This is a genomic window from Dermacoccus barathri, assembly GCF_015070805.1.
GTDB classification, from domain to species: Bacteria; Actinomycetota; Actinomycetes; order Actinomycetales; family Dermatophilaceae; genus Dermacoccus; species Dermacoccus abyssi.
Genome location: NZ_JADCTK010000005.1, coordinates 270,517 through 281,814 on the forward strand (window position 1 = coordinate 270,517; position 11,298 = coordinate 281,814).

An 11,298-nucleotide genomic window follows, 5' to 3' on the forward strand; every position below is an offset into this window, starting at 1 on the left:
GCCGATGTCATCCACCACGTCACGCCCTGACGCGCAGGCACCGAGCCGATCGCGGCTCGTCGCCGGTGGCCTCGTGCTGCCCGCGCTCCTCGCGGTCGCCGTCGTCGTGTCCCTGCTCGTCGGGGCCACGGCGCTCACCTCGGGTGACCTCGGCGCGCTCCTGTCTGCACGCGGCGACCGTACGGTCGTCGGCATCCTCATCGGGGCGGCTGTCGCGATGTCGGGTGCCGCGATGCAGGGCATCACTCGCAACCCTCTCGCCGACCCGGGCATTCTCGGCATCAACGCGGGGGCATCACTGCTCGTCGTCGCGGGCATCACGTGGTTCGGCATCAACTCGCTTCTCGGCTACATCGGTTTCGCGCTCGTCGGCGCCGCGCTCGCCGCGGTGGCCGTGACGGCGCTCGCGACGGCGGCCGCACGCGGGTTCGGCGGATCGGGCAACAGCCCGCTGTCGATGGCGCTTGCCGGCATGGTGTTCACCGCCGGCGCGACCTCCGTCGGGTCGGCACTGCTCATCGCCGACGGCAAGTCGCTCGACGTCTACCGCTTCTGGCAGGTCGGCTCGGTCGCCGGTCGCGAGATCGGCGACATCGTTCCGGTGCTGCCGTTGCTCGCGCTCGGCTTCGGCGTTCTGCTCGTCGCGGGACGGCGCCTCGACATCCTCGCCATGGGCGATTCCGTGGCGCGCGGCCTCGGCGAGAAGCCCGAGAAGCTGCGCTTCGTCATCGGCGGTGCTGCAGTGGCACTCGCGGCAGGGGCCGTGGCCGTCGCGGGGCCGATCGGTTTCGTCGGGCTCGTCGCGCCCCACCTCCTGCGTCCCCTCATCGGGACGTCGTACCGCGTGCTTCTCCCCGCGTCAGCCTTCGTCGGGGCCAGCCTCGTTCTGCTCGCCGACACGCTCGGCCGCGTCGTCTCCCCGCCCGGCGAAGTGCAGGTCGGCATCATGACGGCCGTCCTCGGCTGCCCGGCCCTGCTGTGGGTCGTCGCGAGGATGCGATCGCTGTGAACGAGACGACATCGACTTCTCCCTCCGCGACGCAGATGTCCCCGACGACTCTCGAGCGGTCGCGCGTCGACACCGATCCGCGCAAACGGCGCCGCCTCGTCGCCCTCGGCGCACTGATCGCCGCGACTCTGGCGATCTTCCTCGTCCGGGTTCTCCTCGGCGACTTCACCTTCACCATCACCGATGCCGCGCGCATCGTCCTCGGTGAGCAGATCGACGTGAGCGGCGCGAACTACGTCCTCATGGAGTCGAAGCTGCCGCGGGCCGTGGCAGCCCTCGTCGGTGGGGCGCTCTTCGGCGCGGCAGGTGCGGCGATGCAGTCGCTCGTGCGTAACCCACTCGCGAGCCCTGACGTCCTCGGCATCTCGCTCGGCTCGAGTACAGCGGCCGTGTTCTGTGTGACGTTGCTCGGATGGTCCGGTTGGCCGATCCTCTTCGTCGCCGTGCTGGGCGGCTTCGCCGTCTCCGGCGTCATCCTGGCTCTCGCCAAGGGGCAGACGGCGCGCATGATCCTCGTCGGTATCGCGATGGCTGCGGGTCTGCAGTCGGTGATCCAGTGGATCCTGCTCAAGTCCAACGCCTTCCAGGCGCAGGACGCGATGGTGTGGCTCGCCGGTTCGGTCTCGGACGTCACGTGGCCCGAGATCGCACGGCTCGCGGGTATCGGGCTTCCGATGCTCGTCGTGCTCGCCGTCCTGGCTCACCGCCTGCGCGTGCTCGAACTCGGACGACCGCTCGCCGTCGGCCTCGGCGTTCCCGACGGCGCCATACGAGCCTTCGTCTTTGTCGCCGTCGTGCTCGGCATCGCCGTCGCGACGAGCGTCTGTGGCCCGGTCGCCTTCGTCGCCCTGCTCGCCGGCCCGATCGCCCGTCGTCTCATGGGGCGCACGAGCATCGTCGCTGCGGCTCTCGTCGGAGCGAGCATCACGATTGCCGGCGACTACGTCGGCGCCTACCTCATCCCCGGCGGCGGCAAGCTGCCCGTCGGCGTCATCACCGGACTCGCCGGCGCGCCCGTGCTCGCCTGGCTCCTCGTCGCATCGCAGCGAGGACGATCGAAAGGAACGCGATGACCCGGCTTCGCACCGAAGAACTCGTGCTGCGCTACGGATCGGGGCGCAACGCCGGCCCGGATGTCGTCCGTGACGTTTCGCTCGACGTGCCGGACGGGAAGGTCACCGTCCTCATCGGTGCCAACGGCTGCGGCAAGTCGACGCTGTTCGCGGGCCTCACCCGACTCATGACGCCGGCGTCCGGGCGGGTGCTGCTCGACGACGCCGACATCGCCTCCGAGCCGACGCGTGACGTCGCGAAGAAGGTGGCGCTCCTGCCCCAGAACCCGCTGGCTCCCGAAGGGATGAGTGTCGCGGAACTCGTGCGTCAAGGGCGCACCCCGCACCTCGGGTTGCTCGGGCGCGGCGGCCCCGAGGACGACGAGGTGGTCGCCGAGGCGATGCGCGTCACCGGCGTGGACGACCTCGCCGAGCGACCGGTCGACGAGCTGTCCGGCGGTCAGCGTCAGCGGGTGTGGCTGGCGCTCGCGCTCGCTCAGGACACGGACATCCTGCTGCTCGACGAGCCGACGAGCTTCCTCGACATCGGTCACGCGGTGGAGTTGCTCGACGTCGTGCGCCGGCGCAACGCCGAGCGTGGCACGACCGTCGTCATGGTGCTGCACGACCTGTTCCTCGCGGCGCGCTACGCCGATCATCTCGTCGCGATGTCCGACGGGCAGATCGTCGCGCAGGGCGCGGCGGCGGAGGTTCTCACCGCCGAACTGGCCGAGCGCCTGTACGGCATCGAGTGTGTGGTTCTCGAGGATCCGTCCACGGGTCGTCCTGTCGTCCTGCCGCGCTAGTGTGAGCCTCACAGTCGGCAGTGTTCGGGAGGGGTTCGTCATGAAGTCGCTCAGGGTGGTCACGGCAGGTCTGGCGCTCACCACGGTGCTCGCCGGGTGCGGCACGTTCGGTTCGGAGGGCACCTCGACGAGCAGTTCCTCGTCGCAGAGCTCCAGTTCGACGAGCGACAGTTCGCCGTCGGAGTCGTCCACCTCGTCCGAATCGTCCTCGTCGAGCTCGTCCCCGACTTCCTCCTCGAGTGCCTCGTCGAGCGATGCGGGCAACGCCGCTCTGCCGGCCGGCACAAAGCTCGTCACGGCCCCTGACGCCGGGATGAGCTTCGCCGTGCCGTCGGGCTGGCAGAAGGTCGAGGCGTCGCTTCTCGACAACCCGCGCTCGAAGAAGAACATCGAACCGCTCGCGAAGAAGTCCGGGCTCACGCCCGAGCAGATGGTCAAGCAGTTCGAGACCCAGGCCGACATCGTCGTCATCGATCTGTCCGGCACGTCGAACTTCGCCGACAACGCGAACGTCACGAAGGCCGCCATCCCCGTGAAGCCCACGAAGGGCCAACTCGACTCGTCGTTCGACCAGATCGGCGGAAAGCCCGTCTCCTTCAAGGAGATCGAGACGCCGCTCGGACAGGGTGTGCAGTACGAGTACAGCCTGCCGGTAGCCGAGACCACCGTCCGCGGCGTCGCGCTCTACGTGCCGGACGGCAAGGGCTCGTACCGCAACATCACTGTCAGCTCCGGCACGGCCGAGCGGGCACAGAAGCTGGCCAAGGACATCGTCAGCAGCCTGCGTAAGTCCTGACCCTGTGTGGTTGTCGCGCAAGGAGTTCGAGGACGCCGTCGGTGACGCGCTCGACGCGGTGCCGACGCAGTTCCTCGACCGTCTCGACAACGTCGTTTTCCAAGTCGAGGACGAGCCCACGCCCGAGCAGCTCGCCGACGTCGACGGTGGGGAGCTGCTCGGTCTGTACGTGGGCGTCGCGTTGCCTGACCGCGGAGATGGCTATGGATGGGGCAGCTTGCCCGATCGCATCTACCTGTTCTCCGGTCCGATTCAGCGACTCTCGAGGACGCGGGAGGAAGTCGTCGAGCAGATCCGCGTCACGTTGCTGCACGAAATCGGCCACTACTTCGGCATCGACGACCACCGCTTGCACGAACTCGGGTGGGGCTGAGCCGGCTCAATCGCTGAGAGCCCATGCCCCGACGACGTCGGGGCGATCGGTCTCCCACATCGCCACCGTCCACCCGCGGATTGGGCGGGCACGCACGTCGCTGACGTCGTCGCGGTCCAGCGGCACCGTGATGCCCTCGCCCGTTCCCTTCAGGAGCGCCTCCTTGCGCGTCCAGATCTCGGTGAAGACGCTGCACGCCGCCCGAGAGGACGTCTCGAGCGCTGCGGTGACGGCAGCCCGCTCGCGCACGTGCAGCTGCGTCGCCACGTCGCGGACCACGTCGAGCTCGGCCACCTCCTCGAGGTCGAACCCGACGGGACGTTCGGCGAGGGCGAGCGCGACGACGGGACGCGGGCCACGCACGCTGGCCACCGAGAAATGCAGATCGGCTGCACGCGGATAGGGCCGTCCGTGCGGGCCGCCGCACTGCATACACGGACGGTGGTCGATGACGATCTCGGCCGGAGACCCGCCGAGACGCGCAGCCAGTTCGGTGCGCAGCAGGGCCCGGCGGGCGACGAACATGCGGTGGGTCTCGCCGTCGCGCAACGTGTTCGCGTGGTGAAGCTCCTCGGGGGAGAGACACGCACGTTCCGCGTCGAGGTCGTCGGTCGGGGCAGGCGTGCGCAGGATGATCGTCGGGGGCGTGATGGGCTGACGCTCGCGGCTCACAAGCTCATCGTAGGCGGGTTGCGAGGTGGGTGCCTCGGTCCCGGTCCGCACCTCGCACGGGCGGAGCTCCGGCGTTGTCGGTGGGCTGCGTTAACCTCGCGCACGTGACGATGAAGTTCGAGCCGGACGAGGCCACGTGGGTGCTGTCGAGCACCGATGTCGGTCTGGCGGCCGTCGTCGGGGAGGGTGCGTTCAGCCGGGGCCTCGACTATGCCATCGGCGGCAAGGTCGTCGCGCTGGCCACGGCGGACCGTGGGCGGGTGCTCATGGGTACCGTCACCGGCAACGGGCTCGCCCCGTACCAGTGCCTCGTCACGCACAAGGGCGAGGCAGCCAACGGTGAGCCGCTGTGGGTTTCGCGGTGCACGTGCCCTGTCGCCACCGAATGCAAGCACGCCGTCGCCGCCATCATTGCGGCGCGCCGTGCGATTACCGACGGCGTGAGCAAGGGTTCGGTCTCGCGCACCCCCGCACGTTCGAGCGCACAGTCCAACGTCGTGCCCCTCTTCGGCGGCAGCGGCGTGGCCACCGCGTCCTGGCGGGCACGGTTGTCGGAATCCCTCGGCCCCTCGGAGCCCGAGCGGGTGGAGAAGCGGGTCGAGAGTCCCACGAGCAGTTCGTGGCGCGCCCAGCTCGGTCTGCAGTTCGAGGCCAAGGCTCGGCCCACGTCGATGTCGGACTCGACGCCGGTGCAGCGCCTCGAGCTCAAGCCGACGAAGCTCATGCGCACCGGGCGCTGGTCGCGCACGGCGACGTGGGTCGACGTGCGCAGCAGCGCGGGTATCTCCGAGGCCGACGAGCATCAGCAGGAGGTGCTCAAGCGCTTCGTCGCGGCGCACAAGCCCCAGGTCGGCAGCGGTCAGACGGTCTATCTCGACGAACTCGGCCCCGGTGTCTGGCCGGGGCTTCGCGAGGTGGCCGACGCCGGCATCACGCTCATGCTCGCGGCCACGCCCGGTGAGGGCGTCACGCTCGCCGAGCCCGCGGAGGTCACGCTCGGCATCCACCGCAGCGAGGCCGGGCTAGTCCTGACGGCCGACGTCGTCGGCGTCGACCTCGAACCCGAGTTCGGTACGGCCATCCTCATCGGCGAGCCGGCTCACGGCGTCGCCGTGCTCGACCGCGGCAGCCTGCGGCTCGTACCGTTCCACGAGACGCCGCACTCGGTGCTCCAACCGCTCCTGCTGGGCGACGTCATCGAGGTTCCCGAGGACGAGATCCCAGAGTTCGAGAGCGAGTTCCTGCCCCGCCTGCGTCGTCACACAAGCATCAGTGACGTCACGAACACCCTGAGCGATCCGGTCGAACCGCGTCTGCTCCTCGTCGTCACGCCGAAGACGGTGGGCAAGGTCGAGGTCGAGACGTTCTTCACCTACGGCGACAAGCGAGTCACGTCGACGCCGGTGGGTCGCGGGCGTCAGTTCTCGAGCGAGAGCGCCGTCATCGCCCGCGCCGCCGTCCTCCTCGGGCGTCTGCGCCTCACGCGTTCGGTGCCCGGCTTCGATCTGTGGGTCAAGCCGAAGGCCGAGCTCCTCGGCATGGAGGCGGTCAAGCTCGCCGACGCCGTTCCCGAACTCAAGGCCGTCGACGGCGTCGACGTCGTCATGGCGGGTGAGCTGCCCGTCTACGAGGAGGCCGAGGACGATCCCATCATCGAGGTAGGCGTCAACGAGGCCGGCAACAAGCCGGACTGGCTCGACCTGCAGATCACCATCAGCGTCGACGGCCAGGAGGTGCCCTACCCCAACCTCATCGAGGCGCTGCATCGCGGCGACGAGACGATGATGCTGCCGTCGGGCACGTACTTCCGGCTCGACTCACCCCAGCTTCGTGACATCTCCCGTGTTCTCGAGGAAGCCCAGGAGCTCACCGACAAGACCTCGGAGAAGCTGCAGATCAGCCGGTACGACATCGGCCTGTGGGACCAGCTCGTGGGGCTCGGGGTTGTCGAGCAGCAGCGCACGGCGTGGCAGGAGGCCGTCGAGGGCCTGACGAAGCAGGGCTGGAACCCGCGGGCGGTCGAGACGCCGGTGGCGTTCGATGCCACGTTGCGGCCCTACCAGCTCGAGGGCTACGCCTGGCTCGCCAATCTGTGGGACGCGCGTCTCGGCGGAGTCTTGGCCGACGACATGGGCCTCGGTAAGACCATCCAGACGCTGGCGATGCTCGAACGGGCCCGCGCGGCAGGGGAACTCGACGACGCTCCGGCGCTCGTCATCGCGCCCACCTCGGTGCTCGGTGTGTGGGCCCGCGAGGCGGCGCAGTTCACGCCGAAGCTGCGTGTCAGTGTCCTCAACGCCACGTCGAAGAAGCGCGGCACGGAGGTGGCCCAGGAGATCCGCGACGAGCGTGCCCATGTCGTCGTGACGAGCTATGCGGTGGCTCGCCTCGATGCCGACAACTTCCATGCCTGCTCGTGGCGCGCCCTCGTGCTCGACGAAGCCCAGATGGTCAAGAACCACACGTCGCAGACGTTCCAGGCCATCAAGAAGATCGGGGCGCCGTTCGGCCTGGCCATCTCGGGCACGCCGCTCGAGAACTCCGTCATGGATGTCTGGTCGCTGTTCAACCTCGTCGCGCCGGGTCTCTTTCCCCGCCCGGAGGACTTCATCCGGCGCTACCGCAAGCCGATCGAGCAGGGCGAGGGGCACGTCGTCACCGACGCCCTGTCGGCGCTGCGCCGCCGCATCGGGCCACTCATGTTGCGTCGCCGCAAGCAGGACGTGGCCCCCGACCTTCCCGAGAAGCAGATCCAGCGGGTCGATGTCGCGCTGTCGCCTCAGCACGAGCGCGTCTACAAGCGGCACCTTCGCCGCGAGCAGCAGCGCGTCATGGGGTTGCTCAAGGATCCGGACGCCAACCGCGTCGAGATTCTCGCGGCGCTCACGCGCCTTCGCCGACTCGCGCTCGACCCGGCGCTCGTCGACGACGAGTTCTCTGGGCGGAGCGTCTCGCGCAAGGTCGAGGCCGTTGTCCAGCAACTCGCCGACATCGCGGGCGAGGGGCATCGTGCGCTCGTCTTCAGCCAGTTCACCGACTTCCTCACCATCGTGCGTGAGGCCGCGGCGGATGCCGGTGTTTCCACGGCCTACCTCGACGGCTCGACCCGCAACCGGCAGCAGGTCGTCGACGAGTTCAAGGACGGCGACGCCGACGCGTTCTTCATCTCGCTCAAGGCGGGCGGCACCGGGCTCACGCTCACCGAGGCCGATTACGTCATCGTCCTCGACCCGTGGTGGAACCCGGCCGCCGAGGACCAGGCCATCGATCGCGCCCACCGCATCGGGCAGACGAATCCGGTCATGGTCTACCGCTACGTCAGTGCCGGAACGATCGAGGACAAGGTCGTCGAGCTGCAGGAGAAGAAGCGCAAGCTCTTCGAGGACGTCGTCGACGCAGGGGCGGGCGGTGGTCGCCTGAGCGGCGCGGACATCGCAGCCCTTCTTGAATGAGAACCAATCAAGTATCTTGATGTCAAGATACTTCGACGGAAGGTGTCGGCGATGACCCGAGAGTGGAACGCCAAGGTCTACGACGAGCTGCCGCTGCCGCACGTCGCCTGGGGCAAGCGCACGATCGAGCGTCTGCACCTCGCCGGCACCGAGCGCGTCCTCGACGCCGGCTGCGGTACGGGCCGCGACGCCGAGGAGCTCCTGCGCCGATTCCCGGATGTCGAGCTCGTCGGTATCGACGGGTCGGCGCAGATGGTGGAGCAGGCCCGCGAGCGCTTCGCCGGTCGACCTGCCGAGCGTGCGAGCTTCCACGTGCGCGACCTCGAGCAGCCGCTCGACCTCGACGGCTCCTTCGACGCCGCGATGAGTGTGGCCTGCTTCCACTGGATCGCCGACCACGACGCGCTGTTCGCGAATCTCGCCGAGGTGATGCGTCCCGGCGCCCGCCTCGCATCCGATTCGGGCGGCGAGGGCAACATCGCCATCGTGGAGGCAGCCATTTCCGACGTTCGCGGCGTGCCGAACGAGCCGAAGAGCTTCGTGGGGCCGGAGGAGACGCGGGAGCGCCTGGAGCGTCACGGCTTCGACGTCGAGCGCGTCGAACTGCGCCCCAGCCCGGTGCGCATCGACGACCCGGCCACGATGGAGCGCTACCTCGCCACGATCTGTCTCGGCGGCTACCTCGACGGCATGACGGATGACGCGGCCCGCGATTTCACCCGAGCCGTGCGGGAAGCAATGAGCGAGCCGGTGCTCGACTACGTCCGCCTCGAGATCGACGCCCTGCGCCGCTGACGTTCAGCGGCGCAGGATCGAGCTCATCTTCTTTTCGCGGGCGAGTTCGTCGACGAGCTTGTCGAGGTAGCGGATCCGCTGCATGAGCGGGTCCTCGATCTCCTCGACCCGGTGCCCGCAGATGACGCCGGTGATGAGTTCCGCGTTCGTGTTGAACGCCGGGGCCTCGTCGAAGAAGCCCTGCATCGTCACCTCGCCGTCGATGACGCGGCGGATGCCCTCGTCGTCATACCCCGTGAGCCACGTGATGACCTCCTGCAGCTCGGCGACGCTGCGCCCCTTGCGCTCCACCTTCGTGACGTAGTGCGGGTAGATGCTCGCGAACGGGGTGTCGAAGATGCGGTGGCCTGCCATGGCCACGAGTATGCCGGTTTGCGCACCGACGGAGACGATGCGCCCGTACGGTCGGGAGCATGATCGGTTTCGGACGGAAGATGCGCAATTACTCGGGCGAGTGCGCCCTCGTCACGGGCGGCGCCTCGGGGCTCGGTCTCGAACTCGTGAGGCTCCTCGCCGCTGACGGCGCGCGAGTGCTCGCCACCGACATCCACGAGAACGTTGACCCCTCCCTCCTGCCGAACGGCGTCGACTACCTGCGCCTCGATGTCCGCAGTGACGACGACTGGGCGGATGCTCGTACCTGGGTGCAGTCGCACTGGGGCCACCTCGACCTTCTCGTCAACAACGCCGGTATCGCCGTCGGCGGTCGCATCGAGGCCGCGGGCATGGCCGAGTGGGACCGCGCCCTGGGCATCAACCTCATGGGTGTCGTGCGGGGATGCCACACGTTCACGCCGATGATGAAGGAACGCCGCAGCGGCCAGATCGTCAACACCGCCTCCCTGGCCGGCCTCGTTCACGCGCCTGCAATGGCCACGTACAACGCGACGAAGGCCGCCGTCGTTGCGGTGAGCGAGACGGTCTCCCACGAACTCTCGCCCTTCGGCGTCGACGTGAGCGTCATCTGCCCCTCGTTCTTCCGCACGAACCTTGCGAGTTCCCTCGAGGGCGCTGACCGGGAGATGGAGGAGAGCGCGACGAAGCTCATCGACGAGGCGCCGCGCTCGTCCGCGCAGGTCGCCGCTGCTGCGTTCGCAGGCATGAAGGCGGGCAAGCACGTCATCCTCACCGAGCCCGACGGGCGCGTGGCTTACGGGGCGAAGCGCTACGCGCGTCCGCTCTACGAACTCGGCATGAAGTCGGCGGCGAAGCGCCTGGCGAAGGGCAAGTCGCCCCAGCCCGGAGCGATGCAGGTGGCCGACAGGTTGGCTCGAGCTCGCGCCGCCGAGTCCTGACCGGCCGCCGCAATTCGGGCGTTGTCTGACGCTCGTGACCACCCGCTGCACCCGACGCCTGTGGCCGCCGTTGTCAGCCGATTCGTAGGAATGCCGAATCACGTTGGCAAGCGGAACTCTTCACCAACTTCTCATCCACAGGGGTGGGTTCGCCGCGGGGGTGGAGGTCGTAGCCTCAAGGGGTGATGAACGCTAACCCGATCCGCTTGGCCGTCGTCGACGACTACGAAGTGGTGGTCAACGGCCTGGTCAAGATGCTCGAGCGGTACAAGGACCGTGTCGTCGTGGTCGAACTGGACACCACGCCCCAGGAGCCGGAGGTCGCCGAACAGTGCGACATCGTCCTGTACGACACGTTCGGCCAGGCTCACGGTGACGAGGTCACGCTGTCGCACCTCATCGGCGCCCCGAACGTTGGCGACGTCGTGGTCTACACCTGGAACTTTCAACCGGATCTTGTGCGCCGCAGCCTGGAGGCCGGCGTGAAGGGCTACCTGTCGAAGACGCTCCCGGCCTCGGAACTCGTCGCAGCGCTGGAGCGGGTCCACGCCGGGGAGACGATCGTCTCCGCCGAGGTCGGTACGGGGCCGATCGCCGGTGAGTGGCCCGGGCGCGAAGAGGGGCTCACGCCTCGTGAGGCCGAGGTGCTCGCGCTCATCACACAGGGGCTGTCCAACAACGAGATCGCAGCCCAGACTCACCTGTCGATCAACTCGGTGAAGAGCTACATCCGCACGGGCTACCGCAAGATCGGGGTGACGAGCCGGAGTCAGGCTGTTCTGTGGGGAGTGCGCCACGGGTTCGAGCCCGACCACCGACGCATCGTTGCCGGCTCGCAGAACGGCCTGTGACCACCAGGCGCTGACGCCGAAACCGGCCCCCGACGAGCGTGCGCCAGTTCACACGCCCTCGATTTGCCCGACACTCTCCGGTCGCCTAATGTTTACGGAGTCAGCCCGGAAGGGCATCGTGGCAGGAGCCGCTCACACTGACTGTTTTGGTTGGTGGTTGAGTGTGCGGGTCGGGTGCTTGGGTTTGATGGATTTGT

Annotated in this window: 11 protein-coding genes; 9 read left to right on the top strand and 2 right to left on the bottom strand. The window is 68.4% G+C overall.

Going from position 1 to position 11,298, the window contains the following annotated elements; all coding sequences use genetic code 11:
- The first annotated feature begins 4 nt into the window (after nt 1-4).
- The 5 genes from IM689_RS11485 to IM689_RS11505 are packed head-to-tail and all read left to right on the top strand — an operon-like array spanning nt 5 to nt 4,036.
- Nucleotides 5-1,009 carry a FecCD family ABC transporter permease gene (locus IM689_RS11485; protein ID WP_227484753.1) on the top strand — a complete coding sequence of 335 codons (1,005 nt, stop codon included), beginning with the start codon at nt 5-7 and terminating at the stop codon, nt 1,007-1,009.
- The gene (locus tag IM689_RS11490; protein WP_319803867.1) at nt 1,006-2,082 is read left to right on the top strand and encodes a FecCD family ABC transporter permease; all 1,077 of its coding nucleotides are present in this window, start codon (nt 1,006-1,008) and stop codon (nt 2,080-2,082) included. Before IM689_RS11485 ends, IM689_RS11490 begins: the two co-directional genes overlap by 4 nt.
- Nucleotides 2,079-2,867: an ABC transporter ATP-binding protein gene (locus tag IM689_RS11495; RefSeq protein WP_193644079.1), complete on the top strand. Its 789-nt coding sequence runs from the start codon at nt 2,079-2,081 to the stop codon at nt 2,865-2,867. Before IM689_RS11490 ends, IM689_RS11495 begins: the two co-directional genes overlap by 4 nt.
- 40 nt (nt 2,868-2,907) lie before the next feature.
- Entirely contained in the window at nt 2,908-3,663 is a 756-nt protein-coding gene (locus IM689_RS11500; protein WP_193644080.1) for a hypothetical protein, read from the top strand.
- Nucleotides 3,664-3,667: 4 nt separating this feature from the next.
- Nucleotides 3,668-4,036 carry a metallopeptidase family protein gene (locus tag IM689_RS11505; RefSeq protein WP_193644081.1) on the top strand — a complete coding sequence of 123 codons (369 nt, stop codon included), beginning with the start codon at nt 3,668-3,670 and terminating at the stop codon, nt 4,034-4,036.
- Between the two features lie 6 nt (nt 4,037-4,042).
- On the opposite strand, the gene IM689_RS15075 is transcribed toward IM689_RS11505, so the two are convergent.
- Nucleotides 4,043-4,708, bottom strand: a complete 666-nt coding sequence (locus IM689_RS15075) for a 4'-phosphopantetheinyl transferase family protein (protein WP_193644082.1) — start codon at nt 4,706-4,708, stop codon at nt 4,043-4,045.
- 110 nt (nt 4,709-4,818) lie between these two features.
- Here IM689_RS15075 and IM689_RS11515 point away from each other — a divergent pair, with 110 nt between their 5' ends.
- A complete protein-coding gene (locus IM689_RS11515) occupies nt 4,819-8,160 on the top strand; it encodes a DEAD/DEAH box helicase (RefSeq protein ID WP_227484790.1) in 3,342 nt (1,113 codons plus the stop codon).
- Nucleotides 8,161-8,211: 51 nt separating this feature from the next.
- Nucleotides 8,212-8,955 carry a class I SAM-dependent methyltransferase gene (locus IM689_RS11520; RefSeq protein ID WP_193644084.1) on the top strand — a complete coding sequence of 248 codons (744 nt, stop codon included), beginning with the start codon at nt 8,212-8,214 and terminating at the stop codon, nt 8,953-8,955.
- A gap of 3 nt (nt 8,956-8,958) precedes the next feature.
- Here IM689_RS11520 and IM689_RS11525 read toward each other — a convergent pair whose 3' ends face one another.
- A complete protein-coding gene (locus IM689_RS11525) occupies nt 8,959-9,309 on the bottom strand; it encodes a DUF2200 domain-containing protein (RefSeq protein WP_193644085.1) in 351 nt (116 codons plus the stop codon).
- Between the two features lie 59 nt (nt 9,310-9,368).
- Here IM689_RS11525 and IM689_RS11530 point away from each other — a divergent pair, with 59 nt between their 5' ends.
- Together IM689_RS11530 and IM689_RS11535 are read left to right on the top strand one after the other, a co-directional pair.
- On the top strand, nt 9,369-10,250 hold the full coding sequence (locus IM689_RS11530; protein ID WP_227484755.1) for an SDR family NAD(P)-dependent oxidoreductase: 882 nt from the start codon (nt 9,369-9,371) through the stop codon (nt 10,248-10,250).
- 185 nt (nt 10,251-10,435) lie between these two features.
- On the top strand, nt 10,436-11,101 hold the full coding sequence (locus IM689_RS11535; RefSeq protein WP_118914704.1) for a response regulator transcription factor: 666 nt from the start codon (nt 10,436-10,438) through the stop codon (nt 11,099-11,101).
- The last annotated feature ends 197 nt before the right edge of the window (nt 11,102-11,298 follow it).